This is a genomic window from Bacillus sp. GB_SG_008 (genome assembly GCF_052038115.1).
Taxonomy (GTDB): domain Bacteria; phylum Bacillota; class Bacilli; order Bacillales; family Bacillaceae_G; genus Bacillus_A; species Bacillus_A rhizoplanae.
The window spans coordinates 615,319-641,182 of sequence record NZ_JBPZSK010000001.1; the positions used below are offsets into that span (position 1 = coordinate 615,319).

Below are 25,864 nucleotides of genomic sequence, written 5' to 3' on the forward strand. Positions count from 1 at the left end.
AGAATCATGATTGAAACAGTATTATGCACGAAGATAGAAAACGGTTCGATTGTAACACCAAAAGGATTTGCAGCAATTGGAATTCATGCGGGGTTAAGAAAAGAGAGAAAAGATATAGGAGCAATTGTGTGTGAAGTGCCAGCTAGCTGTGCGGCTGTTTATACACAAAATCAATTTCAAGCAGCTCCTCTTATTGTTACGAAAGAAAGTATTGCTGCCAAGGAAAAATTACAAGCTATTGTTGTCAATAGTGCAAATGCAAATTCTTGTACAGGCGAACAAGGACTACAAGATGCATATGAAATGCGTGCATTAGCAGCTAAGCAGTTTCATGTAGAGGAGCATTATGTTGCGGTAGCGTCTACAGGAGTTATTGGAGAGCCTCTACCGATGGAAAAAGTGCGAAGCGGTATTTCTTTTTTACAACCATCAAAAGAATTAGAGATTGCGGCATCATTTTATGAAGCGATTTTGACAACAGATTTAGTTGCGAAACAATCGTGCTATAAGCTCTCTATTGAAGGAAAAGAGGTTGCAATTGCCGGGGCTGCAAAAGGTTCAGGAATGATTCACCCGAATATGGCAACGATGCTTGGGTTTATTACGACTGATGTAAATATAGAAAGTGAAGCGTTGCAAAGAGCATTGTCACAAATTACGAATCATACATTTAATCAAATTACGGTCGATGGAGATACGTCTACGAATGATATGGTACTTGTTATGGCAAGCGGCCTATCAAACACAACCGCAATATGTGAAGAACATCCAGAATGGGAGAAGTTTTTGATGGCACTTGAAAAGGTGTGTGAAGATTTAGCAAAGCAAATTGCGAAAGATGGAGAAGGGGCGACAAAGTTAATTGAAGTAAATGTGCATGGCACACGCACTGTAGAAGAAGCAAATATGATTGCGAAAAAAATTGTCGGTTCCAATCTTGTAAAAGTAGCTGTATACGGCGAAGATGCAAACTGGGGACGTATTATTAGCGCAATTGGACAAAGCGGCATTGTAATTGAAACGAGTACGGTGGATATTAATGTTCAGTCGATTGCAGTATTAAAAGGTAGTGAACCGCAACATTTTTCAGAAGAAGAGATGAAACAACTGTTACAGCAATCAGAGATTGTTATAGATGTATATGTACATCTTGGCAAAGCCAGTGGAAGAGCATGGGGATGCGATTTAAGTTATGAATATGTGAAAATTAATGCTTGTTATCGCACATAAGGAGAGAAGAAATGAGAGAGCGTATTGTAATAAAGTGTGGCGGTAGTATGTTAGCTCGTTTAGGTGAAACATTTTTTCAATGTATGAAACAAATGGCACAAATATATGACGTGATTGTTGTTCATGGCGGTGGGCCTGAAATTGATGCGATGCTTAATAAATTAAGTATCCCAATTGAAAAGAAAGATGGACTGCGTGTAACAACAGCAGAGGTAATGGAAGTTGTGCAAATGGTTTTATGCGGTAGTACAAATAAGACATTTGTTTCAAAGTTAAATGAACAAGAACTTGGAGCAATTGGATTATCCGGCTGTGATGGAAAGTTATTGCAAGTTGTTCCGTTAGAAGAGAAGTTTGGCTTTGTCGGTGAAGTGCAATATGTTCAAACGATGTTACTAGAACATTTGTTAGTAAATCAGTTTATTCCTGTTGTTGCACCAGTTGGAGTCATGGCTGGACAGGTATACAACGTCAATGCAGATACAGCGGCAGCAGCAATTGCGACAGCGATGAATGCGAAAAATTTAATTTTTATTACAGATGTAGATGGTGTCATATATAAGGAGGAGCTCCTTGAGCAAGCAGAGGAAAAGCAGCTTCTAGATCTTATAGACAATGGAGTTATTACTGGTGGAATGATTCCGAAAGTGAAAGCAGCACTGAAGTCACTAGAACTAGGTGTAAAGGATGTTGTAATTGTAAACGGTACACAACGTTTTCTGACAAATAAAGGAGAGTGGATTGGTACAACAATAAAAAAAGGGGGGATCTATAATGGGACAGCATGTTTTTCCAACATACAGTAGACGAAACATTGAAATTGTGAAAGGCAGCGGCACAAAGGTTACAGATAAACAAGGAAAGCAATATTTAGATTTCACTTCTGGAATTGCGGTATGCAATTTAGGACATTGTCATCCAGCGGTGGTAAATGCTGTGGAAGAACAGTTAAAGACAATATGGCATATTTCAAATTTATTTCCCCATACAGTGCAAGAAGAAGTCGCTGCGCTATTAACGAAAGATCGAGAATTAGACTATGCATTTTTTTGTAATAGCGGAGCCGAAGCGAATGAAGCAGCGCTGAAGTTAGCGCGTAAGCATACAGGAAAATCAGTCGTGATTACGTGTAAACAATCGTTTCACGGACGAACGTTTGGAACAATGAGTGCAACAGGGCAGTCTAAAATCCATGATGGATTCGGCCCGCTCCTCCCAAGTTTTCTGCATCTTCCTTTTAATGATATTGCTGCGTTTCAAGAAGTGATGAATGAAGAAGTCGCAGCTGTTATGGTGGAAGTTGTGCAGGGAGAAGGTGGCGTTCTTCCTGCAGATATCACATTTTTACGTGAAATCGAGAAGTTGTGTCATGCACACAATGCACTTTTTATCGTAGATGAAGTGCAGACCGGAATTGGAAGAACAGGGACGTTATTTGCATACGAACAAATGGGGATTTCCCCTGATATTGTCACAGTTGCAAAAGCGCTTGGAAATGGTATTCCAGTTGGAGCGATGCTTGGGAAAAAGGAATTAGGATCTGTTTTTTCCCCTGGGACACATGGTTCGACGTTTGGCGGGAATTTTATCGCGATGACAGCTGCAAAAGAAGTATTACAGATTATTTCACAACCTTCTTTTTTGCAAGAAGTACAAGAAAAGGGAGCATATTTTTTACGAAAATTACAAGAAGAATTACAGGATATGAATTGGATTATTGATATTCGCGGGAAAGGACTTATGATTGGGATTGTTTGTAAAGGAGAAGTTAGTCCTATGATAACGGCGTTAGAGGAAGAAGGGCTTCTTGTTTTGCAAGCCGGGTCAAATGTGCTGCGTATATTACCGCCACTTATCGTAACGAAAGAAGAAATCGATGAAGCAGTACATATGATAAATCGTGTATGCAAACAAGTATTGATTAAATAGAGGGGGAATTCGTATGAAAACAATGTCTGTACCTAAACTTCAAACAAAGGATATTTTAACATTAGAAGAATTAACGAAAGAAGAAATCATTGCAATTATTGAGTTTGCGATGTATGTAAAAAAAGAAAAAACATTGCCCTTATTAAATGGTAAAATTTTAGGATTAATCTTTGATAAGCATTCTACTCGTACACGTGTATCATTTGAAGCTGGTATGATTCAGCTTGGAGGACACGGTATGTTTTTAAGCGGTAAAGAATTGCAGCTCGGTAGAGGAGAAAGCATTGCAGATACGGCCAAAGTGCTGTCACAATATATTGACGGAATTATGATACGAACATTTTCACATGCGGAAGTAGAAGAATTAGCAAAAGAAGCGACAATTCCAATTATTAATGGATTAACAGATGATCACCACCCATGTCAAGCGCTGGCAGATTTAATGACGATTTATGAAGAAGTGAATACATTCCAAGATATCAAACTTGCTTACGTTGGAGATGGAAATAATGTTTGTCATTCATTGCTGCTTGCAAGTGCAAAAGTGGGAATGAATATTACAGTTGCGACGCCTCCAGGATATGAAGCGAATGAAGAGATTGTAAAACGTGCAATAGAAATTGCAAAGGGAACAGGAGCTAAAATTGAAGTTACGCATAATCCAAAAGAAGCTGTTAAAGAAGCAGATTTTATTTATACAGACGTTTGGATGAGCATGGGCCAAGAAAATAGTAAGGAGAAATACGAATTATTTCAGCCATATCAAGTAAACGGACAGCTCACTCAGTATGCAAAATCAACTTATCGTTTCTTACATTGTTTGCCTGCTCATCGTGAAGAAGAAGTAACCGCAGCAATTATTGATGGGCCACAATCAATTGTATTTCAGCAAGCCGGCAATCGTTTGCATGTACAAAAGGCATTATTAGTCAGTTTATTACAAGAAAAACAACCTTCTTCATAATGGAAGGTTGTTTTTTATTTAAAATGTCTTATTGAGATTTCGCATTTTCTCTTTGTATACTTTATAATAGTAAATAACAGAAAAATATAAGAGAGATGATTCAGATGCGAGTAAATAAGAAAACGTATTCATTCTTTCAGCGTATTTGGCGAGGAATGAAATTAAATTATTATAAATTATTGCGTGCACCAGAGGGTGCGAAAATTGTATCAAGAGGATTTGCTGTTGGTTTTGGAATAGAAATGCTAGTTATTCATACAGCTTCTCTCATATATCTTATTTTTTATCCGCTCGTTCGATTATTCAACGGTTCGTTTCCTGCAGCTATTATCGGTAATCTTATTGGAAAAGCATCATTTTTACCTGTTATTCTAATTCCGTTCGCACATGCACTTGGAAAACTTATTTATCCATTTGAAGTAAAAACAATGCCGTATCACCACTACACAATAAAAGACTTTTTTTCAAGTAATGGGCTAACGATGTTAAAAAACCTGTTACAAAACGAAGTGTATGTAATAATCGGAATGACAATTATAGGAATTGTATTCGGCATAATTGCCTATTTTGTTATGTACTATTTATACGAGAAAAACCGCAAACTGAGATTGACAAGAAGAAAGAAACAAATAAAAAGACCCATTACACAAATATAATGAATGCACATCAAATTTCCTTTTTGAATATGCTTCTAAAAAGGGGGAAATTTGATGTTTTTTTCTTATTATGCTCCTAGGTACTATCCGCATATTGTATATTATCCTGTCCCATATGTAAGACAGATGCAACCATCACAAGAAACGAAACCGTATTTAACTACTTGGCCGTATTCCAATGTATATTATGGAAATTATTATGAAGCATAAAGCTGCCTCCGTTTAGAAGCAGCTTTATATATTTGCTTTCATAATTAAGTTTTGAATTGTTTGTAGCGAATGGGTAAGTTGTTCCCGGTCGCTTGCTGATAACGTTTGTAAATTTTCTTTCAGTTTTTCTAAAAGGAATTGTTTGTATTGGTTTACCAATAATTTCCCTTCAGCTGTAAGAGACATTAAAATAACACGCCGATCTTTTTCGCTATAATGGCGCTCTACAAGTTCTTCTTGAATGAGTTTGTTTAGCAATGGTGTCATATTCGGTCTCGAAATAGCTAGACGTTTTCCGATTTCTGAAACTGCTAATGTATCTCGTTCATGCAATAACAATAACACCTGTGTATGTGATGGTGGCATATGTCGACGAGAAGAGAACTCTCCAGGAAGCATAAACTTGCGATAAAAAAGAGGCACTAACGAAAGAAGATGATCAACGATACGCTCCCACTCACGTGACTCCATATAACAGGCCCCCTTCTATTCTTATTGTAACAAAAAATCATGATGTATAAAAATAGAATTATTTGCTTTTATATTGATTCCGCCCAAACAAGCGGTATGTGTGAGTGGTACAAGATGGAAGCCCGTCTGTAACGGCCCGATTGGTTCAACTAACCGTAAGTAGGAAAATCGTCTACTTACGGAAGTTTCACTTTATATGATAACACTTGCTGTACAAAGGATTCTGCAATTTTTTCATATCCTTTATCATTCGGATGAACTTGGTCGTATAGTAAGTCTTTTTGATCAGTTGGTAATAATTTACGAATCGGTAATACGAGCGAAGGTTGATTTTCTTTTGAAATCGAATATATTGTTTTGTTCCAGCTATCTAAGAAAACATTTGCGTAAGAAGCAATAGGATCTTCGAGTTTTAATGGGTTATAGAGCTCAGATAAAATGATGAGTGCATTCGGATTAGACATACGAATGGTCTTTACGATGTTTTGTAAATCGCGTTCAAAACGATCTTGCTCTTCATTTAATAATTTCATTCCTTCCGTAATACCGACATTTTTGTTTATGTGTAAAATGTTATTCCCACCAATACTAATTGTAATAATGTGGGCATCTTTTATTTTTTGTTTTACTTCTTCTGTTTGTACCATTTGAAGTAAACCATCTGTTGTTAAGCCGTTTACAGCAAGGTTATCGACAGTAATTTGTTTGTGCAATTGCTCTTCTAATTCCTGAGAAGCAATTTGTGTATAGCCACCTTGTGTAGACCCGTAGCCTTTTGCAAGAGAATCACCTAAGACAAGATGATGTAGTGTTGCATCTGTTTGTGAATCAATCCAATGCGGAGCAGTTGCTGTTGGAGATTCCTTTTGAACATTTGTCTCATGATTCTTTTCATAATCCAAAAATATAATGATAAGAAGGAGGAGACAAAGTGCCGATAAAATGATTTTTTTCATCGTTATACCCTCCTTATAAATGGTTATTGTACCATATTCATTAGGAGAAGTAATGGAGTAGGCATTATGTTATGACTTCAAAAAACTTTTACATTATTTTCACAGAAAATTTGTGGAAGTCTGTCAAAATTCGTTGACGATATAAATTACTGTTCGTTATGATAAATACCAGACGGGTAGATTTATTATTATGTTCTCAAAAGAAGTAAGACAACTAACTTCTTTAAGAATCTGATTGTGTGAAGGGATACACACCTAATATTCTACTTTGTCGCAGGGGATTATTTTATAAGGGGGATTTTTTTGTGAAAAAATCAACAAAAATGTTGGCTGGTGCTGCGCTTGTATTAGGAGTTATTGCTCCGCAAATATGGCCTACACCTGTACATGCAGAGGAAGAGGGAAGTACTGTAAAACTAAGAATATTAGAAACATCTGATATTCATGTGAACTTAATGAATTATGATTATTATCAAACAAAAACAGATAATAAAGTAGGATTAGTTCAAACAGCGACTCTTGTTAATCAAGCGAGAGAAGAGTCGAAAAACTCTGTTTTATTTGATGATGGGGACGCGCTGCAAGGAACACCGCTTGGCGATTATGTAGCAAAAGTAAAAGGGTTAGATGGAAATTATGTGCATCCATTATATCGTTTAATGAATATGATGAAGTATGACGTTATTTCACTTGGAAACCACGAGTTTAACTATGGTTTAGACTTCTTAAACAAAGCGATTAGCAAAACAGAGTTCCCTGTGATTAACTCTAATGTATATAAGGATGATAAAGATAGTAATGAAGAAAATGATCAAAATTACTTCAAACCGTATCATATATTTGAAAAAGAAGTAGAAGATGAATCTGGTCAGAAACATAAAGTGAAAATTGGCGTAATGGGCTTTGTTCCACCGCAAATTATGAGCTGGGATAAAGCGAATTTAGAAGGAAAAGTAAAAGCGAAAGATATTGTAGAAACAGCGAAGAAATTAGTACCTCAAATGAAGGCAGAAGGTGCAGATATTATTGTTGCATTGGCGCACTCTGGCATTGATAAGAGTGGATACAATATTGGAATGGAGAATGCTTCTTTTTATTTAACGAATATTGATGGTGTCGATGCGGTATTAACAGGACATTCCCATGCGGTTGTAACCGATACATTTAATGGCGTTCCGGTTGTAATGCCTGGTGCATTTGGAAGTAACTTAGGAATTATTGATATGGAATTGAAACAAGTTAATGGAGAATGGGAAGTACAAAAAGATAAATCTAAACCTTCTGTTCGTCCAATTGCAGACAGTAAGGGAAATGCTTTAGTAGAATCGGATCCATCTTTAGTAGCAGCAATAAAGGATGATCATGAAGCGACAATTAAATATGTAAATACACCAGTTGGTGAAACGACAGCACCAATTAACAGCTATTTTGCGCTTGTACAAGATGATCCATCTGTTCAAATTGTAACGAATGCGCAAAAGTGGTATACAGAGCAGAAGATGAAGGGCACAAAATTTGAAGGTTTGCCAATTTTATCAGCAGGTGCACCGTTTAAAGCGGGTGGACGTAACGGATCTACATATTATACAGATATTCCAGCTGGAACGCTTGCAATTAAAAACGTTTCGGATTTATACGTATATCCAAATACATTATATGCAGTGAAAATAAATGGCGCTCAGTTGAAAGATTGGTTGGAGATGTCTGCTGGTCAATTTAACCAAATTGATTCAAGTAAAACAGATGAGCAAAAATTAGTGAATATAAATTACCCAACATATAACTTCGATGTGTTAGATGGAGTTAAATATGAAATTGATGTAACACAGCCAGCTAAGTTTGACAAAGATGGAAAAGTTGTAAATGAAGCTGCAAATCGTATTGTGAACTTAATGTATGATGGAAAACCGGTAACTGACAATCAAGAGTTTGTTGTAGCAACGAATAATTACCGTGGTAGCAGTCAAACATTCCCAGGTGTAAGTAAAGGAGAAGTGATTTTGCAATCTCCTGATGAAACGCGTCAAATTATTGTAGAATATATGAAACAAATGAAAACAATTAACCCGACAGCAGATAAAAACTGGACGTTTAAACCAATTGCTGGTGAGAAATTGAATATAACATTTGATTCTTCACAGAACGCCCAAAAATATATAGAAAAAGACGGGAATATTTCTTATGTTGGTCCATCAGAAAATGAATTTGCGAAATATGCGATTGATTTAACGAAAAAGAATGAATCAACTGGTGGAGATAACGAGACTAATCAACCAACGACGCCACCTGATAATAATAACGGTGGAGATCAACCGAAAACACCAGAAGATAATAATAACGGGGAAGAGACGCCGACAACTGCAGATTCGGTTCAAGATCAACCGCAAACAGATAATAGCTTGCCGAAAACAGGGGCGAATGTGTTTACGACATTAGCAGCAGGACTTGCATGTATTGGTGCAGGTGCGCTAGTGCTATTTAGAAGAAAGAAATTAAATAAATAATAAAGAAAAGTCCACTGCTATGCAGCGGACTTTTCTTTATGTTCTTTATCCCATGAAAGGCCAAAGCCTGTGAATCCCACGAGTAAAGTGATAATTGGGCAAAGTAAGCAGAAAACTGTGTATGGAAGGTAGCTCACCGTTGGTACGTTTAGGACACTTGTGAGAAACACACCACTAACTCCCCATGGTACAAGTGGATTAATAACTGTACCTGCATCTTCTAATACACGTGATAGATTGCGGCGTTTTAATCCCATCTCATCGTATTTTTCTGCAAATGCTTGACCTGGTAAGATGATTGATAAGTATTGTTCGCCAAGTAAAAAGTTAACACCGATTGCAGTAATTGCTGTCGAGAAAATTAAACGTCCGCTCGTTTTGACAAAGCTTGAAATTGCTGCCATAAGTTGCTTAATAATTCCCATTTCCTGTAGCAATCCTCCCATGCCAAGAGAAAGGAAAATAAGGGCAACAGACATTAACATACTTTGTAATCCGCCGCGTGTTAATAAACTATCAATATCTTTTACACCTGTATGCGATACATATCCGTTTTGCATAATATTAATTAAATTTGTAAGAGATGTATTTGGAGTAAAAATAAATAGAATGATAATACCTGAGATAATACCAGCAAGTAAAGTTGGAACTGCTGGTACTTTTTTTACAGCTAATACAAATAGCACAAGAACTGGCAGTAAAGTAATTACAGAAATTGTTGCATGTTCTTGTAATGTTTCTGTGAAAGATCCAAACTGAAGTTTTCCAGAAGTTCCTTTCCCAAGAATGAAGAAAATAACGAGTGAAATAATAAATGCCGGTACAGTCGTCCAAAGCATATTTCGAATATGGTCAAACATGTCAACTTTAGAGACAGCAGGTGCTAAGTTTGTTGTATCAGAAAGAGGTGACATTTTGTCTCCAAAGAAGGATCCGGAAATAACAGCACCAGCAACTAAAGCAGCGTCGTAGCCAAGAGCACTTCCCATTCCCATGAAAGCAATTCCAACCGTAGCAGCTGTTGTAAAGGCACTGCCAATACTAGTGCCGATAATAGAGCATACGATAAAGACTGTTGGTAAGAAGATTTTCGGTGAAACAATTTGAAAACCGTACACCATTAATGTTGGAATTGTCCCTGTAGCAATCCAAACGCTAATTAATACACCGACAAGTAAAAAGATAAAAATAGATGGCAGACCAGCTGAAATTCCATTTCTCATTCCTGTTTCCATAACAGACCATGGAATTTTTTTTGCGAATCCAAACGCTAATAATATGACAATCCCAAATAAAATAGGAATATGAGGCATAACTTGTAATTGAATGACGCTAAAACCGATACAGAAAAAGATAAGAGCTGTTAGTATAATAGATGCTCGTTTTGAAATCATGATAATAAATCCTCCCTAGATGTTATGTTTTACTATGATTTGAAAAAATACGCCAATATCGAATAATTCCCCCGGCCGTTGAAAATCGCATACTACTTCTCTCCTTTTTTAAAAATAAAAAACGCCCCTGCAATATATGCAGGGACGAAAATGATCGCGGTACCACCCTAGCTTGTGAAATGTACGTATGACAATTAAAGGTATACACCGATTAATCAAAATAAAAAACGCCCCTGCAGTATATGCAGGGACGAAAATATCGCGGTACCACCCTAAATTGTGAAACAAAAAACATTTCACCACTTTGCAGAAATAACGGTCTGTAACCGTCTTTCACTACTCCAACTGTTTCGTAAAAGAAGCTTAAGGGGGTAATTCATACTCCGTTCTGTACTGATTCGCACCAACCATCAGCTCTCTGAAAGCATGAAACGAAATACTACTAAATCCTATCATTGCCGATTCATATCGTGTTAGTAAATTTTTATCATAAAAAAGAGAAGGATGTCAATAGTTATTTTTGAATTTATACGATAGGAATAATGTAAAGAAAATTATGAAAAAAATATCAATAATGTACGTTATAATGAACAAGAAAGGAGGGGAAAACATGAAGATGAAAATTATAATTGTTTCTATGGTGTTCACAGTCGTCGGCGGTGCTGGAGTTTATACAGCGTTTGCGGCATCTCCTAATTTAATAAAGACAAGTGCTGAAAAACCACAAGAAACGGTACAACAAAATAAAGAAGAAAAGAACGTAGGTGAAGAAGAGAAAATACAGAAAACAGCCAATAAATTAGGAGTTTCTACAGAAGGAAAAACAAAAGAACAGATCCAAAAAGAAATAGATGCAGTGCGTTATGAAAAGCGACAAGAGCTTCTTCGAGAGCATGCAAAAGAGCTGGGAATTGAAATAGAAGGCAAAACAGATGAACAATTGATTCAGGAGATTGGTAAAATTCAGCACGGTAAATAGGACGACTTATCATAGGATAAGTCGTTCTTTTTTAAGAATATTATTGCATTGAAAAAGAATTGACAGTGTTTGTTTTATAATGTTAACCTTAAATAAAAATAAGTTAACATTAGAGGTGACAATCGTGACTGTAAGAAGTACTGATCAAACTTTTACATATGAGGAACTAGCTCAAAAAAATAAAGACTATGTGTGGCATCCATTTACCCAAATGAAAGATTTCTTGGAGGATGATCCAGTCATTATTGAAAGAGGAGAAGGAAGAAAATTATACGATGTGAATGGAAAAGGATATTGGGACGGTGTATCATCCATTTGGCTTAATGTTCACGGCCACCATGTACAAGAGCTGGATGATGCTATTCGTGAGCAACTAAATAAAATAGCGCACTCTACATTGCTAGGTATTGCGAATGTGCCAAGTATTTTGTTAGCCGAAAAAATTATTGAAATTGTACCAAATGGACTGAAGAAAGTTTTTTATTCTGACTCCGGTGCCACATCGGTTGAGATTGCAATTAAAATGGCATTTCAATATTGGCAGCATAAAGGAAAACCTGAAAAGAAAAGGTTTATTACGATGAAAGAAGCGTATCATGGTGACACAATTGGAGCGGTATCTGTTGGAGCTATTGATATGTTTCACCAAGTGTATAGTACGCTTCTATTTGATACGTTAAAAGTACCATATCCGTATACATATCGTTCTCCTTATGGGGAAAATCACCAAGTTATTGTGAAAAAACATTTAGAAGAAATGGAAGAGATGTTGCGACAAAATCACGAAGAAGTAGCAGCTGTTATTGTAGAGCCTCTTGTACAAGGAGCGAGCGGCATTATTACAATGCCAGAGGGCTATTTAAAAGGATTGCGAGAACTTTGTACAGCTTACAATGTTCTTCTTATTACAGATGAAGTAGCCACAGGATTTGGCAGAACAGGTAAAATGTTTGCATGTGAACATGAGGGCGTTACTCCGGATATTTTAACGGCTGGAAAAGGGTTAACAGGAGGATATTTACCAGTTGCAATTACAGTAACAACCGATGAAATTTATAATGCTTTTTTAGGTGACTATGAGGAGCAAAAAACATTTTTCCATGGTCATAGTTATACAGGGAATCCACTAGGTTGTGCAGTAGCACTTGCGAATTTGAAATTATTTGAAACTACAAACCTTATAGAAGCTGTTGCTCATAAAGCGGAATATATTGCAAAACGGTTAGAAGTTTTTCATGAATTTAAACATGTGGGAGATATCCGTCAGCGTGGTTTTATGATTGGTCTTGAGCTCGTAGAAAACAAAGAAACGAAAGAAGGGTATTCTTGGCGGGAACAAATGGGTGTGAAGGTTTGTAGAAGAGCACGTGATTTAGGTATGATTCTTCGTCCATTAGGAAATGTTGTTGTATTTATGCCGCCGCTCGCTTCTACAATAGAAGAACTTGATGATATGATTACGATTTTACATCAAGCAATTCAAGAAGTAACGGAGGGATACTGATGAGAGGTTTCTTTGTGACAGCAACTGATACTGAAGTAGGCAAAACGGTTGTAACAGGTGCATTAGCAGGTGTACTTCGTCAGCGCGGTCATAATATCGGTGTGTATAAACCACTGCAAAGCGGTCATCTTTCCTCTCATCCAGAAGGTGATGCTGCCCGCTTGAAAGCAGCGGCAAGTGTGATGACATCATGCGAAGAGATTTGTCCTTATTCAGTTGAAGAACCGCTTGCACCGCGTTTAGCTATGAAACGAGCAGGAAGACAAGTACTATTATCAGATATTACAAAGCATTACAAAGAATTATCAAAACAATTTGATTCTTTGTTTGTGGAAGGGGCTGGTGGGCTTGTAGTTCCTTACACAGAAGATGCTCTCGTTGTCGATTTTGCGAAACAGTTACAATTACCGTTACTTATTGTAGCACGTCCAACACTTGGTACAGTGAATCATACTGTTTTAACTATTTCTTATGCAAAAGCACAAGGACTATCAGTCGCAGGTGTCATTTTTTCTGGGTGCCAACAATATGAAAAAGAGAGAGTGCTAGAAAATAAAAAAATGATTGAAGAGTTAAGTGACGTACCGGTTATTGGATTATTACCAGCGCTTCGTGAAGGATTTACACGAAATGAACTATTACAAGCAGCAGAAGAGAGCATTGCTATCTCAAAATTAGAGGAGTTTTTGCGTCATGAATCCAGCGTGGGAAGCACATTTTCAGTCTAAATTAACGAGTCTTACAGAAACATCACAGCACCGAACATTATTCGTGACGGAACATGCAGAAAAAACGTGGCTCGTTCGAAATGGAAAGAGGCTGCTAAATCTAGCCTCAAATAATTACTTAGGATTAGCTGGAGATGGACGGTTAAAAGAAGCTGCAATGGAAGCAACAAAAAGGTATGGGACAGGAGCAACAGCATCCCGTTTGGTTGTAGGTAACTATCCGTTATATGAAGAAATTGAACAACGTATATGCGCATGGAAAGAAACTGAAAAAGCACTAATTGTGAATAGCGGCTACACAGCAAATGTTGGAGCGATTTCTTCACTTGTAGGCCGGCATGACATTGTGTTTAGCGATAAGCTCAATCATGCAAGTATCGTAGATGGCATCGTATTAAGCGGTGCAGAGCATAAGCGCTATCGTCATAATGATATGGAACATTTAGAGAGATTGCTGAAATCTGCTCCAGCAGAAAAACGAAAGCTGATCGTCACAGATACTATTTTTAGCATGGATGGAGATAGGGCTCATCTAGAGGATCTAGTAATGCTGAAAGAAAAGTACGGAGCGCTTCTTATGGTTGATGAGGCGCATGCTGGCGGAGTTTACGGCAAGAATGGAGCAGGCCTTGCTCATAAGCATCCAGAATTGGCAAAGTGTGTAGATATTCATATGGGTACGTTTAGTAAAGCGCTAGGTTGTTATGGTGCTTACATTACCGGACGAGCTGTTTGTATTGATTATATGATTAATACTATGCGCAGTTTAATTTTTACAACTGCTTTACCTCCAGGAATGCTTGGAGCAATTGGGGAAGCAATTGAAATTGTAAGCAAAAATGAAGTGTATTGTCAAAGGTTAATAGAAAATGGCCAATATTTCCGCACCACTCTGCAAGAAGCTGGTTTTCAGATTGGAGAAAGCACCACGCATATTGTTCCTGTTATTGTGGGTTCTAATGAAGCAGTGCTTCGTTTTAGTATGAAATTGCAAGAGGCAGGAATAGCGGCAATTGCCATTCGTCCCCCTACCGTTCCACAGCATAGTTCACGCATTCGGTTTGCTGTAACAGCACAGCATGCGAATGATGATTTACAGTGGGCAGCCCAGCAGATTGTACAAATTGGAAAGGAGGAAGGGGTGATTTCATGAAGCAATTTAGCCTTGTGCTTATTCCTGGATGGGGCATGGAGGAACAAATTTGGGAGTCGTTTCTTCCATATGTACATGATTTTCCAGTACACGTTGTTCATTGGCGGAATGTTGAAGAGCAACAGGATTTTGAACGACGAATCATAGAGGTAGCTAAAGATAAAGAAGTGATTTTAATTGGCTGGTCACTTGGTGCATTGGCAACCCTTCAAGTTTATAATTCATTGCAAACGAAAGGGATCGTTTTATTAGGAGGAACAGCGAAATTTACAATGGACTCTGATTATGTACATGGATGGAAAGGGTCTTTTGTCGAAAGACTGAAACGAAGTCTTCTCAAACAAAAAGATGCTACGTTGAAAAAATTTTATGTAAGCATGTTTTCAAAGACGGAGCAGGAAATGGGAGAGGAGCAGGCATTTCTAAAAATGGCCGAGGAGTTTCAAGGTGATTCGATTGACTCTTTGCAATGTGGACTTGATTACTTAATAAAAACAGATGCCAGAGAACAGCTGCAGCAAATAGATGTTCCGTTATTACTTCTTCATGGAAAAGCTGATGCCATTTGTCCTCCTTCTGCGGCGCAGTATATACGCGAAAAAACAAATGCATCGCTAACGATTATAGAGGAAGCTGGACATGCACTTTGTTTTACACATGCAGAACGATGTGCTAAAGAAATTCTACAGTTTGTAAAGGAGATACAACAAAATGATCAACAAGCCGTTGTTACAAAAACGATTTAATCAAGCTGCTGTATCTTATGATCAATATGCAAATGTACAAAAAAAGATGGCAAGCCAGCTGCTTGTTTATATGAAAGAACATTACGATGCAGCGGCGCAAATCCGTATTTTAGAGCTTGGATGCGGCACAGGTTATGTAACAGAGAAACTAGCGACATCTTTTCCAAATGCGACGATTACAGCTGTGGATTTTGCAGAAAGTATGATTGCAAAAGCAAAAACGCAGTGCAATATGGAGTCTGTTACATTTCGATGTGAAGACATTGAACATATTAAACTTTATGAACAATATGATGTGATGATATCCAATGCAACGTTTCAATGGCTAAACGATTTATCGGCTACGTTAGCGAATTTATATAATCATTTACATGAAGATGGTGTGCTACTATTTTCGACGTTTGGAAATAAAACATTTCATGAGCTTCATACATCATTTCAGCGTGCAAAAACAACGTGTGCAATAGCTGATGCAACAACTGTTGGTCAAACTTTTTTAACAGGACTACAGTTGCAAGAATTATGTAAAAGAATAACAGGGGATATACATGTTGCTGAAACATGTTACATAGAAACTTTTACTACAGTTCGTGAATTTTTACAATCCATTCGTAAAGTTGGGGCTACGAACAGTAATGAAGGATCCTATTGCCAAAGTCCTTCTATCTTTCGCAATATGCTTCGCATATATGAACAAGATTTTATGGAAGATGGAAGAATTGCAGCAACATATCATGCTTTATTTTCTTATATGAAAAAAGAGGGGAAGAGAATAAATGAAACATGTACAAACGAAAACAAATTGGAAACAAATCGCATCTGAGGTCGTGCAAGGAAGAGCTGTAACGAAAGAAGAAGCATTCAATATTCTACAAGCAGATGATACAGAAATTTTAGAGATTATGAATGCTGCATACGTGATTCGTCATCATTATTTTGGAAAAAAAGTAAAACTAAATATGATTATTAATACGAAATCTGGTCTATGCCCGGAGGACTGTGGGTATTGTTCCCAATCAATCGTATCAGAGGCTCCCATTGATAAGTATGCTTGGTTAACGCAAGAGAAGATTGTAGAAGGTGCACATGAAGCGATTCGACGCAAGGCAGGTACATATTGTATTGTTGCTTCCGGCCGCCGTCCAACTAATAAAGAAGTAGAGCATGTCATTGGAGCGGTAAAAGAAATCCGTGATACGACTGATTTGAAGATTTGCTGTTGTTTAGGATTTTTAAATGAAGATCAAGCGCAGCGTCTTGCAGAAGCTGGTGTGCATCGTTACAATCATAATTTAAATACGCATGTAGATAATTATGAAAGTATTTGCTCAACTCATACGTACGACGATCGTGTTGATACAGTTGAAAAAGCGAAGCATGCGGGTATATCACCATGTTCGGGTGCTATTTTCGGAATGGGAGAAACGAAGGAGCAACGTGTAGAAATTGCATTTGAATTAAAACGCATAGATGCGGATTCTATCCCATGTAATTTCCTTGTTGCTGTAAATGGAACACCGTTAGAAGGGCAAAAAGAATTAACACCAGTAGAGTGCTTAAAAGTATTAGCAATGATGCGCTTTGTGAATCCGTCAAAAGAAATTCGGATTTCTGGCGGACGTGAAATTAATTTACGCTCTGTTCAACCACTTGGTTTATTTGCTGCAAACTCAATCTTTGTTGGTGATTATTTAACGACAGATGGCCAAGAGCCAACAGCAGACTGGGGAATGATTGAAGATTTAGGATTTGAAATTGAGGAATGTGCGTTGTAATAAAGTGAAGCTTTCATCAGTGGGGGTCTTACTGCCCGCGAATAGCGGGATAAAGTTACATGGATTTTAGTTGCGAGAAATCAATAAAGATTAGGGAAGAAAGCTCTTGATATAGGAGCTTTCTTTTTTGTAAATAAAATGTAATAAAACGTATATAACCCCTGTGGCCATTCAACTTGTAAGGCGATGAACATGATATGCAGCCGAATTTCCCGCTCCGCAATTGTACATAGTAAGAGAGATATCAACAACGGTTTGGAGAGATTTGTATGCATAAATATATATTAGCAATTATGAGCTTTCTTATTTTGTTAAAAGCAATTAGTGCAGACCCAGTGAAAGCAATTGAAAATCCTGAACAGAAAGATATGCAAGCGAGAATTGAGCAGCATTTTCGGCATCAAGCTGAGTATTTTGGAATTGAAACAGAAGGAAAAGATTTAAAAGAAGTGGGCAGAGAGCTTCATATTGCGCAAGAGGAACAGAGAAGAGAAAAAATGAGAAAGCAAAAAGAGGCCGAAGCCTCTTTTGGTTGTTTGCTCGAAACCTAACCAGCCATAAGAGCCCGATTGGTTCAACTAACCTCTTGTGAGGAAAAGCACCTCACAGGAGGAAGTTTCACTTTATCCCGCTCAAACGGCTGGTAAGAAGTAAGAGCAGGAAGAAAATCTAGCCAGCCATAAGAGCTCGATTAGTTCAACTAACCTCTTGTGAGGAAAAGCACCTCACAAAAGGAAGTTTCACTTTATGCCCATTGGCGAGATAGGTTTGCCATTTCAATGGCTGCAACAGCAGATTCCCAGCCTTTATTTCCAGCTTTTGTCCCAGCACGTTCAATTGCCTGTTCAATTGTTTCTGTTGTTAATACGCCGAAGATAACAGGGATTTCTGTTTGTAATGAAAGAGAAGCCACACCTTTTGCAACTTCATTACAAACATAATCATAATGCGTTGTTGCACCGCGGATTACTGTTCCAAGTGTAATAACTGCATCGTATTTTCCGCTGTTTGCCATTTTCTTCGCGATTAATGGAATTTCAAATGCACCAGGAACCCAAGCGACATCAATGTTATTTTCTTCTACTCCGTGACGCTTTAAACCGTCTAATGCACCGCCTAATAGCTTGCTTGTAATAAATTCGTTAAAACGACCAACGACAATCCCTACTTTTAATCCTGTACCAACTAAATGACCTTCGAATACCATAATGTATCTCTCCCTTAATCTATTATAAATTTAATAAATGACCTAATTTTGTTGATTTGGTTTGTAAATATGCCTTATTTTCTTCTTTTGCCGGCATTTGCAACGATACGCGTTCGACAACTTCTAGATCATAACCTTGTAAGCCTGCAATTTTACGTGGGTTATTTGTTAAGAGACGAAGTTGTTGTAATCCTAAATCTTTTAAAATTTGTGCACCAATACCATAATCGCGAAGATCAGCTGCAAAGCCAAGCTTTTCATTTGCTTCTACAGTATCGTAACCTTCTTCTTGCAGCTTATATGCTCGTAATTTATTAAGCAGTCCAATGCCGCGTCCTTCTTGACGCATGTATAGAAGAACCCCTTTTCCTTCTCGTTCAATTTGAGCGAGAGCGGCATGAAGCTGTGGACCGCAGTCGCAGCGGCAAGACCCAAATACATCGCCAGTTAAACATTCAGAATGGACGCGTACAAGAGTTGGTTCACCTGTGGAAATATCACCTTTTATAAGAGCAATATGTTCTTTATCGTCAAGAGAATTGGAGTAGCCAATTGCTTGGAATGTACCAAATTCCGTTGGTAAAGTAATTTCCACTTCGCGCTGTACTAACGTTTCATGATGACGGCGATATGCAATTAAGTCCTCAATTGTAATCATTTTGAGATTAAATTGCTTTGCGATTTCTAATAAATCAGGTACTCGTGCCATGGTACCGTCTTCATTTATAATTTCACAAATGACGCCTGCTGGTTCTGCACCGCATAATTTTGCTAAATCTACAGCAGCCTCTGTATGCCCAGCGCGGCGGAGAACACCACCTGCTTTTGCAATTAAAGGAAAAATATGTCCAGGGCGTTTGAAATCACTTGCTTTCGCCTTTGGGTTTAGTAGCTCACGTACAGTTGTCGCACGTTCATGAGCACTAATACCAGTTGTTGTTGAAATGTGATCGATGCTAACTGTAAAGGCAGTGCCGTGAGAATCTGTATTATTTGAAACCATTGGCTTTAGTTCCAAATGATCGGCATATTCTTCTGTAATCGGAACACATACAAGACCGCGCCCGTGTGTAATCATGAAATTGATTGTTTCCGGTGTAATGTACTCACCTAAGGCAATAAAATCCCCTTCGTTTTCTCTATGTTCATCATCACATACGATGACAACTTTTCCTTGCTTTAAATCTTCTAACGCTTCTTCAATACGATGAAACATTTCATTTCCTCCCTTATAGGAATCCATTGTCTTGTAAAAAGCTTTCTGTAAGTGAGCTTTTTTTAGGTGCTGCCTGCGTAATAAAACGTTCAATATATTTTCCAATCATATCGCATTCAATATTCACGATATCGCCGACAGTTTTCTTTCCGATTACTGACTGACTTAACGTATGTGGAATGAGAGAGATTGTAATGGAAGAGTCATCAACACCAAAAATCGTAAGACTCGTACCATCGATGGCAACGGATCCTTTTTGTAAACAATAACGAAGTAGTTCATTTGGTAATTGTATTTTGTAATATACGGCATTATAGCTTCGTTTTTTATTAACAATTGTTCCAATACCGTCAATATGTCCTGTAACGAAATGTCCACCAAAGCGACCGTTTGCACTCATAGCGCGCTCTAAATTTACCTCTGAACCGCGGCTAAGAGTTTGCAGTGAAGTTGCTCGCATCGTCTCCGGCATAACATCAACGGTGAAAGAGTGTGCTGTAAAAGAAGTGACAGTTAAACATATCCCGTTTACAGCAATGCTATCGCCTAAGTTTACATCCGACAAAATAGTTTGTGCGGAAATTGTAAGTTGCATTGCTTCGCCGGTTTGTTGCATGTTAGCAATTGTTCCAAGTTCCTCAACAATTCCTGTGAACATAAGGCACCTCTTTTCTTGGTGTGGCAACGACTTTTATGTCATCGCCGATTTGTTCCATCGATTGAATGTGCAAGGTAAGTGCATCTTGCAGTTTTGTGAAACCATTTCCGCCAAACCATGTTGGAGCATCTTTACCGCCAATTAGTTTTGGACTAATATACGTAATCAGTTCCTGAAAGCATTTCGCTTCTAAGAAACTCGCATGAATAGTTTGTCCGCCTTCGACAAAGAGAGAAAGAATATTTTTTTCTCCAAGAAGATCAAGCATTTCGTTTACTTCAATGTTACTTGTCTTCATTTGCAATACGGATACCATATCAGATTGAAATTTTGCAATTTTTTCTTTTGAAACGCTATTTCCAACAACAATCCATGTGGGCACCTCTCCATCTGTAATCACATGGGATGAAAGTGGAGTTCGTAAATGTGTATCAAGTACGATGCGAATCGGATTTTTTCCGCCATTTACAAGGCGCGTTGTTAAATACGGATTATCAGCAATGATTGTATTTACACCAACGAGAATGGCATCGTGTGTATGACGATAACGATGTACATCAGCCCGCGATGCTTCACCTGTAATCCATTTACTTTCTCCTGTACGAGTAGCGATTTTTCCATCTAGACTCATTGCTGTTTTTAAGGTTACAAATGGACGCTTTGTTTTCATGTAGTGAAAAAAGTAACGATTTAATTCTGTTGCTTCCTTTTCGAGTACACCAATTGTTACGTCAATTCCAGCCTCTTGTAAACGCTTGACACCTTGACCTGAAACAAGCGGATTACTATCGAGCACTGCAATGACTACTCGGCTTACGTTCTTTTTTATAAGTAAATCACAGCAAGGGGGGGTTCTTCCATGATGACTGCATGGTTCTAACGTTACATATACTGTTGCACCATGGGCATTTTCACCCGCCATGTGTAGAGCGTGAACTTCAGCGTGTTCAGTTCCTGCTCGTAAATGAGCTCCTACTCCAATGATATTTCCATCTTTTACAACAACAGCACCGACCATTGGATTAGGACTTGTTTGACCAGCTGTATTTTTTGCTAATTGCAAAGCAAGTGCCATATATTCTTGATCTGTCATAAACTCACCTCTCTTAAAAAATCAAAAAACCCCAAGGACATAATCCTCGGGGTGAGAGAGACGATGTTTCTAGAAATATAAGAAGGATACGAGAGTATGCTTAAGAAACCTAGCAATAATTGATATGTTTGCGTAGAAAAGAAGCCTAGCAAATATCGATTTTTTCACATGCTAGTGTTATCCCGTTATTTCAGCAGAGAACCAAATGGTATACGAAAGAAAACAAGTGTATGTTTAAAAATAAACAATACAAATGCACATGCTGAAATAAACGTTGTATCCTATTATACGTACTAGAAAACATATCCTTCTCCCATCCAGACTATACTGTCGGTTCTAGATTCTCACTAGATCCACCGTTTTCAACTTGAAAACGGGTCACGGACTTAGAAGTGTGAACTTCATCACCGCCGGTTGGGAATTTCACCCGACCCCGAAGGATGCTGTTTGCTCACATTATAGCACAAAAAAGAAAAAAGGCTATAAAAAATATTTGAATGTGAAGAATTGCATGAAAATAAAAGAGGAGCTAAAGCTGCATTAGCGGCGGGATTAATTTGCTATACTAGTGTAGAAAAGATTTTATATCGTGTTTAAAACGAGGTGAGAGTATGAAAAAATATATTGCTGTAGGAATAGGCGGTATTATTGGAGCTTTGGCTCGCTATGGAGTAGGCCAATTGCTTGAACCAACATCTTCTGCTGGTTTTCCATTAGCAACATGGTTAGCCAATATGAGTGGTAGCTTTTTATTAGCATTTTTAACGATGTCTATTTTTCGGATGAAACAAGTTTCACCGCTTATGATAAGTGCTGTTGGTACAGGAATAATTGGTGCGTTTACAACATTTTCAACGTTTAGTGTGGAAACACTGAAGCTACTACAGCATGAAGCATTCACAATGGCATTTTTATATGTGGGCGCAAGTATGATAGGGGGATTACTTTTAGCTTTTAGTGGATTTTATGCTGGGAATATGCTGTATGAACGCAGGTTGAGGGAAGAAGGAAACATATGAGTATTCTACTTGTCAGTATCGGGGGCTTTTTCGGTGCAATTACACGTTTTTTTATTAGTACTGTAGCGAAAGAAAAGTACGGAAATGCTTTTCCATATGGAACATTTTTTATAAATATAATCGGCTCATTTTTACTTGGTATGTTAAAGGGTGCTGAAGTAGCTAAAATGTGGATATTGTTATGTGGTACAGGATTTATGGGAGCATTTACGACGTTTTCAACATATCAGCTAGAAATGGTACAACTTATACATACACGAGAAGGGAAAAAGGCATTACTATATTTTGTTATGAGTTATGCAATAGGTATTGGCAGTGCTTTTGTTGGATTTTATATTGGGAACATGTAAAAATACGCGCACATTTTCTTGTGCGCGTGTTTTTTATTCTTTCGGTGCACGTACAACAGATTCAAATTTTCCTTTATGTGAACCATCGCAATACGGCATATTCTGGGATAATCCACAACGGCATAGAGAAAATGCCGGTTTAGCTGGAAATACATTCCCTTCACCATCGATTAGTTCCACATCCCCTGTAATACGGAACGAACCATTATTATTTACTTTAATTTGTACTTTTTCCATTGTTACACCTCCTTACCAAACGCTTATGTCTATCATATACTTACTAGAATTACTTGACAATGTTTAGAAACAATGCTTTTTGTGAGAAAATAGAAATGATATAATAAGTGATATACTGAAAAAATATTAAGGTGAACATAAACATGAACAAACAATTACGTACATTACAAAACATTGCAAAAGAGCGAACGTGGGTATCATTTTTAAACAATAATCATCCATACAGCTTACTTCATTGGTCGATTGCTGGTGTGCAGCAAGAAGTGAAGGATGTATGGTTATTACAAGATGAAGTAACATTTCAAACAACAGAATTCCCATCGCTTGATGAAGCGGTAAAATGGATTTCTGAAAATATGGATCAAGTTACAGACGTATTGGCGTAACATAATCTTGCTATTAGTAGGTACTTGATATAATAAGACTTCTGTTGTTGGTTGAGATAGGAAAAAGGCTAATTCATTAAGGGATGAATTAGCCTTTTTGTATAATTTCACAGGTTTTATCCCGCATTAACGGGCAGTAATACCTTCACCTCAAGATTCAGAGAAGAGCGAAGAAGATAGGTGGGGGATAACTGCCCGTAAAAGCCCGATTGGTTCAACTAACCATCAGTGGGGGATGAAGCCCCTACTGATGGAAGTTTCACTGTATTCCATATGTATAAAAACGTACAATGTGTACATCATACAATCGATAGAAACAGCAAAAGAAGGTGGAAGTTGTTGCGGAAACGATTGAGTATAATAAGTATCATCATGTGTTTTTGTATTGCCGGGTGTAATAGAGAGGAACAGGTTAATAAATCAAGTGTCAAAGGGGTTTTATCCGCCGATCAAATCGAATTTGATATTAAAAATATAAGCCGTGTAGCGCATTATGATGTGTGGACTGCGAAACAAAACCACACGCTTCTTGTTATAAACTTTTCTTTAGAAAACAATAGAAACAAAAGTATTGTTGTTAAACCTGCGCAGTTTAATGTTATTTCAACGACTGGAAAAATATACGGGGCCGTTCAAACGAAAAGGAATCCAAGTATATTGCATGATAGAAGGCTAAAATCATACGATTCATTGCAAACGAGCATTATATTTGAAATGCCTAAAGAAGAGGTGGAATCTGAATTGTTGTTTGCTCCTGATTTTGCTAAAGATGAACCGATTGTTCTTTCGTTAAAATAAATTGAAATTTCCATCAGTGGGAGGTTTTTATTCTTCACTGATGGAAAGCTCTCACTGCCCAAAAGTAGCGAAGTAAAAAACAGGCTTATGCAAGCCTGTTTTTTGTTTCGTTTACGTATGTTGTTAAAAATTGATCAATTGCTGTTTCATATGCTTCTTTATTTTCTGCATAAGAACAAGCGTGAGCGCCTTTTTCTGCAATAAAGAGTTCTTTTGCGCCTTCTTTTGCTTCATGCAATGCTTGTGTCATTTGGCATAAAATGTATTCATCGTCTTTACTGTGGATGAACAATACAGGATTTTTAATGTTTTTCACACAATCAATAGGAGAAACTTCCTGAATTGTATAACCATCACGCACTTTTAAAAAGGCATTAGCGAGTGGTAAAAGAGGCCATTTTGGTAAATGAAACTCAGCCTTTAAACGATAATGAAGCTGTTCGTAAAAATCAGAGAATGGACAGTCAGCAATGTAAAAATCAGCTCCGTCCTCAACCATGCCTGCATATTGTAATAACGTTGCTGCTCCCATGGATTCACCATGAATACCAAGTGTAATATTTGAACCGAATCGTTGTTTGAGCCAATCCACTACCGTCTTTAGATCGTGTTTTTCGTAATAGCCGTAACTTGTTGTTTTGCCTCCTGTTTGACCGTGGCGGCGATGATCATAAATAAACACGTTGAATCCTCTGTTTAAAAATAAATTTGCATACTTTATAGAATTCATTTTATTGACGGTGACGCCGTGGCAAAAAATCATGAACTTATTTGAATTGTTAACAGGAATATAGTAGCCATGAATGTTATAACCAAATTGCGAAGAGAGGTATACTTCTTCTTTCTGTAGAGCTTCAAAATCCTCCAAGCGAAAATGCTGTTTTGTTTCACGTTCTAAAATTTCTTCTTCTGTTTTTTTCTTTAAATACATGACTGCATTTGTGAAGAAAATGCCAATCCCAATAAGAGTACCCAATATCGTTAGTAATGCTGTCCAAAACGCTTTCATACTCCATCCTCCAAGCTACAATACATATGATACAATTATATTGTATCATAACAATCTGTAAAGGTGAGAGAAGTGAGTATGATGAGAATTCAAAATATAACAGCAGAGATGCGAGAAGAAATTGGTCAATTTATGCAAGAAAATTGGGGCAGTACTGTAATGGTTTCAAGAGGACATATCCATCAATTAGATCGATTACCAGGGTTTCTTGTAGTGGAAAATAACGAAATAATAGGAATTATCACATATTATATCATTGATAAAAATTGTGAAATTGTATCACTTGATAGTTTCAAAGAAAAAAGAGGGATTGGTACACAGCTTGTAGAGTGTGTAATAGATGCGGCAAAGAAACAATTTTGTGAAAAAATTTGGCTTATCACGACAAATGATAATGTAAATGCGATGCGATTTTACCAGAAACGAGGATTTACTATGACAAATCTATACATAGATGCTGTACAAGAAGCTCGTAAGTTGAAACGAGAAATTCCGATTATTGGCTATGAGGGAATTCCAATCTTACATGAAATTGAGTTTGAAAAAAAAATATGTCAAATTAAAAGTTAGATAAGCTAAAATATATGCTCTTATTTTATAAATAGGAAGTTTTTTTATTATAGGAATTTATTAGGAGAAAATGAATGTGATAATTACATGAATGTGCTAATTTGATAATTTCACAGACTAGT

29 protein-coding genes, 1 riboswitch and 1 other annotated feature are annotated in these 25,864 nt (G+C 37.4%); of the genes, 20 read left to right on the forward strand and 9 right to left on the reverse strand.

Going from position 1 to position 25,864, the window contains the following annotated elements:
- The first annotated feature begins 6 nt into the window (after positions 1-6).
- The 6 genes from argJ to ACTDJC_RS03135 all read left to right on the forward strand — a co-directional run bounded on the left by argJ (position 7) and on the right by ACTDJC_RS03135 (position 4,989).
- Positions 7-1,230, forward strand: a complete 1,224-nt coding sequence (gene argJ, locus ACTDJC_RS03110) for a bifunctional glutamate N-acetyltransferase/amino-acid acetyltransferase ArgJ (RefSeq protein ID WP_253630360.1) — start codon at positions 7-9, stop codon at positions 1,228-1,230.
- 11 nt (positions 1,231-1,241) lie between these two features.
- On the forward strand, positions 1,242-2,036 hold the full coding sequence (argB, locus tag ACTDJC_RS03115; RefSeq protein ID WP_440602622.1) for an acetylglutamate kinase: 795 nt from the start codon (positions 1,242-1,244) through the stop codon (positions 2,034-2,036).
- A complete protein-coding gene (locus tag ACTDJC_RS03120; RefSeq protein ID WP_440602623.1) occupies positions 2,005-3,159 on the forward strand; it encodes an acetylornithine transaminase in 1,155 nt (384 codons plus the stop codon). Before argB ends, ACTDJC_RS03120 begins: the two co-directional genes overlap by 32 nt.
- A 13-nt stretch (positions 3,160-3,172) precedes the next feature.
- Entirely contained in the window at positions 3,173-4,123 is a 951-nt protein-coding gene (gene argF / locus ACTDJC_RS03125; protein WP_440602624.1) for an ornithine carbamoyltransferase, read from the forward strand.
- A 104-nt stretch (positions 4,124-4,227) separates the two neighbouring features.
- Positions 4,228-4,779, forward strand: a complete 552-nt coding sequence (locus ACTDJC_RS03130; RefSeq protein WP_440602625.1) for a DUF2062 domain-containing protein — start codon at positions 4,228-4,230, stop codon at positions 4,777-4,779.
- Positions 4,780-4,833: 54 nt separating this feature from the next.
- Entirely contained in the window at positions 4,834-4,989 is a 156-nt protein-coding gene (locus tag ACTDJC_RS03135) for a hypothetical protein (protein ID WP_176524696.1), read from the forward strand.
- A 24-nt stretch (positions 4,990-5,013) separates the two neighbouring features.
- Here the strand turns inward: ACTDJC_RS03135 and ACTDJC_RS03140 are convergent, their stop codons facing one another.
- The gene (locus tag ACTDJC_RS03140) at positions 5,014-5,460 is read right to left on the reverse strand and encodes a MarR family winged helix-turn-helix transcriptional regulator (protein WP_098310635.1); all 447 of its coding nucleotides are present in this window, start codon (positions 5,458-5,460) and stop codon (positions 5,014-5,016) included.
- Positions 5,461-5,636: 176 nt separating this feature from the next.
- The gene (locus tag ACTDJC_RS03145; protein ID WP_098310636.1) at positions 5,637-6,416 is read right to left on the reverse strand and encodes a GDSL-type esterase/lipase family protein; all 780 of its coding nucleotides are present in this window, start codon (positions 6,414-6,416) and stop codon (positions 5,637-5,639) included.
- A 305-nt stretch (positions 6,417-6,721) separates the two neighbouring features.
- Between ACTDJC_RS03145 and ACTDJC_RS03150 the strand changes: the two genes are divergently transcribed.
- Positions 6,722-8,920, forward strand: coding sequence for a bifunctional 2',3'-cyclic-nucleotide 2'-phosphodiesterase/3'-nucleotidase (locus ACTDJC_RS03150; protein ID WP_440602626.1), 2,199 nt, complete (start codon positions 6,722-6,724; stop codon positions 8,918-8,920).
- Positions 8,921-8,937: 17 nt separating this feature from the next.
- Here the strand turns inward: ACTDJC_RS03150 and nhaC are convergent, their stop codons facing one another.
- The gene (gene nhaC, locus ACTDJC_RS03155) at positions 8,938-10,314 is read right to left on the reverse strand and encodes a Na+/H+ antiporter NhaC (protein ID WP_440602627.1); all 1,377 of its coding nucleotides are present in this window, start codon (positions 10,312-10,314) and stop codon (positions 8,938-8,940) included.
- A gap of 243 nt (positions 10,315-10,557) precedes the next feature.
- Positions 10,558-10,779: a binding site (T-box leader), on the reverse strand.
- 121 nt (positions 10,780-10,900) lie between these two features.
- On the opposite strand from nhaC, the gene ACTDJC_RS03160 reads away from it, so the two are divergent.
- From ACTDJC_RS03160 to ACTDJC_RS03195, 8 genes are all read left to right on the forward strand, one after another.
- The gene (locus ACTDJC_RS03160; RefSeq protein WP_141525085.1) at positions 10,901-11,293 is read left to right on the forward strand and encodes a hypothetical protein; all 393 of its coding nucleotides are present in this window, start codon (positions 10,901-10,903) and stop codon (positions 11,291-11,293) included.
- A 79-nt stretch (positions 11,294-11,372) separates the two neighbouring features.
- Positions 11,373-12,797, forward strand: a complete 1,425-nt coding sequence (gene bioA / locus ACTDJC_RS03165; protein ID WP_098310640.1) for an adenosylmethionine--8-amino-7-oxononanoate transaminase — start codon at positions 11,373-11,375, stop codon at positions 12,795-12,797.
- Positions 12,797-13,525, forward strand: a complete 729-nt coding sequence (bioD, locus tag ACTDJC_RS03170) for a dethiobiotin synthase (RefSeq protein WP_098310641.1) — start codon at positions 12,797-12,799, stop codon at positions 13,523-13,525. The genes bioA and bioD overlap by 1 nt, the downstream gene beginning before the upstream one ends.
- Positions 13,491-14,678, forward strand: a complete 1,188-nt coding sequence (gene bioF / locus ACTDJC_RS03175) for an 8-amino-7-oxononanoate synthase (protein ID WP_440602628.1) — start codon at positions 13,491-13,493, stop codon at positions 14,676-14,678. The genes bioD and bioF overlap by 35 nt, the downstream gene beginning before the upstream one ends.
- The gene (locus tag ACTDJC_RS03180) at positions 14,675-15,424 is read left to right on the forward strand and encodes an alpha/beta fold hydrolase (protein ID WP_440602629.1); all 750 of its coding nucleotides are present in this window, start codon (positions 14,675-14,677) and stop codon (positions 15,422-15,424) included. Before bioF ends, ACTDJC_RS03180 begins: the two co-directional genes overlap by 4 nt.
- The gene (gene bioC, locus ACTDJC_RS03185; protein ID WP_440602630.1) at positions 15,390-16,247 is read left to right on the forward strand and encodes a malonyl-ACP O-methyltransferase BioC; all 858 of its coding nucleotides are present in this window, start codon (positions 15,390-15,392) and stop codon (positions 16,245-16,247) included. Before ACTDJC_RS03180 ends, bioC begins: the two co-directional genes overlap by 35 nt.
- Entirely contained in the window at positions 16,201-17,199 is a 999-nt protein-coding gene (bioB, locus tag ACTDJC_RS03190; RefSeq protein WP_440602631.1) for a biotin synthase BioB, read from the forward strand. Before bioC ends, bioB begins: the two co-directional genes overlap by 47 nt.
- 269 nt (positions 17,200-17,468) lie before the next feature.
- Positions 17,469-17,750 (forward strand): hypothetical protein, encoded by a 282-nt coding sequence (locus tag ACTDJC_RS03195; protein ID WP_309247641.1) that lies wholly within the window; start codon positions 17,469-17,471, stop codon positions 17,748-17,750.
- 194 nt (positions 17,751-17,944) lie between these two features.
- Here ACTDJC_RS03195 and ribH read toward each other — a convergent pair whose 3' ends face one another.
- Genes ribH through ribD form a run of 4 tightly spaced genes read right to left on the reverse strand, consistent with a single transcriptional unit; the run spans position 17,945 to position 21,373 of the window.
- Entirely contained in the window at positions 17,945-18,406 is a 462-nt protein-coding gene (gene ribH, locus ACTDJC_RS03200; RefSeq protein WP_020059455.1) for a 6,7-dimethyl-8-ribityllumazine synthase, read from the reverse strand.
- A 22-nt stretch (positions 18,407-18,428) separates the two neighbouring features.
- A complete protein-coding gene (locus ACTDJC_RS03205) occupies positions 18,429-19,622 on the reverse strand; it encodes a bifunctional 3,4-dihydroxy-2-butanone-4-phosphate synthase/GTP cyclohydrolase II (protein ID WP_440602632.1) in 1,194 nt (397 codons plus the stop codon).
- A gap of 13 nt (positions 19,623-19,635) precedes the next feature.
- On the reverse strand, positions 19,636-20,280 hold the full coding sequence (ribE, locus tag ACTDJC_RS03210) for a riboflavin synthase (RefSeq protein ID WP_440602633.1): 645 nt from the start codon (positions 20,278-20,280) through the stop codon (positions 19,636-19,638).
- Positions 20,261-21,373, reverse strand: coding sequence for a bifunctional diaminohydroxyphosphoribosylaminopyrimidine deaminase/5-amino-6-(5-phosphoribosylamino)uracil reductase RibD (gene ribD, locus ACTDJC_RS03215; RefSeq protein ID WP_440602634.1), 1,113 nt, complete (start codon positions 21,371-21,373; stop codon positions 20,261-20,263). The genes ribE and ribD overlap by 20 nt, the downstream gene beginning before the upstream one ends.
- 301 nt (positions 21,374-21,674) lie before the next feature.
- Positions 21,675-21,818: riboswitch (FMN riboswitch) on the reverse strand.
- A gap of 166 nt (positions 21,819-21,984) precedes the next feature.
- Between ribD and crcB (ACTDJC_RS03220) the strand changes: the two genes are divergently transcribed.
- Entirely contained in the window at positions 21,985-22,392 is a 408-nt protein-coding gene (crcB, locus tag ACTDJC_RS03220) for a fluoride efflux transporter CrcB (RefSeq protein WP_098310651.1), read from the forward strand.
- Positions 22,389-22,742, forward strand: a complete 354-nt coding sequence (crcB, locus tag ACTDJC_RS03225) for a fluoride efflux transporter CrcB (RefSeq protein WP_440602635.1) — start codon at positions 22,389-22,391, stop codon at positions 22,740-22,742. The genes crcB (ACTDJC_RS03220) and crcB (ACTDJC_RS03225) overlap by 4 nt, the downstream gene beginning before the upstream one ends.
- Before the next feature lie 33 nt (positions 22,743-22,775).
- Here the strand turns inward: crcB (ACTDJC_RS03225) and ACTDJC_RS03230 are convergent, their stop codons facing one another.
- A complete protein-coding gene (locus ACTDJC_RS03230; RefSeq protein ID WP_440602636.1) occupies positions 22,776-22,979 on the reverse strand; it encodes a CDGSH iron-sulfur domain-containing protein in 204 nt (67 codons plus the stop codon).
- 143 nt (positions 22,980-23,122) lie between these two features.
- Between ACTDJC_RS03230 and ACTDJC_RS03235 the strand changes: the two genes are divergently transcribed.
- Both ACTDJC_RS03235 and ACTDJC_RS03240 read left to right on the forward strand, forming a co-directional pair.
- Positions 23,123-23,365 (forward strand): DUF2552 family protein, encoded by a 243-nt coding sequence (locus ACTDJC_RS03235; RefSeq protein ID WP_098310654.1) that lies wholly within the window; start codon positions 23,123-23,125, stop codon positions 23,363-23,365.
- 336 nt (positions 23,366-23,701) lie between these two features.
- The gene (locus ACTDJC_RS03240; protein WP_429719308.1) at positions 23,702-24,163 is read left to right on the forward strand and encodes a DUF4352 domain-containing protein; all 462 of its coding nucleotides are present in this window, start codon (positions 23,702-23,704) and stop codon (positions 24,161-24,163) included.
- A gap of 85 nt (positions 24,164-24,248) precedes the next feature.
- Here the strand turns inward: ACTDJC_RS03240 and ACTDJC_RS03245 are convergent, their stop codons facing one another.
- A complete protein-coding gene (locus tag ACTDJC_RS03245) occupies positions 24,249-25,172 on the reverse strand; it encodes an alpha/beta hydrolase (RefSeq protein ID WP_253630347.1) in 924 nt (307 codons plus the stop codon).
- A 78-nt stretch (positions 25,173-25,250) separates the two neighbouring features.
- Here ACTDJC_RS03245 and ACTDJC_RS03250 point away from each other — a divergent pair, with 78 nt between their 5' ends.
- Entirely contained in the window at positions 25,251-25,742 is a 492-nt protein-coding gene (locus tag ACTDJC_RS03250) for a GNAT family N-acetyltransferase (protein ID WP_098310657.1), read from the forward strand.
- Positions 25,743-25,864 lie beyond the last annotated feature (122 nt).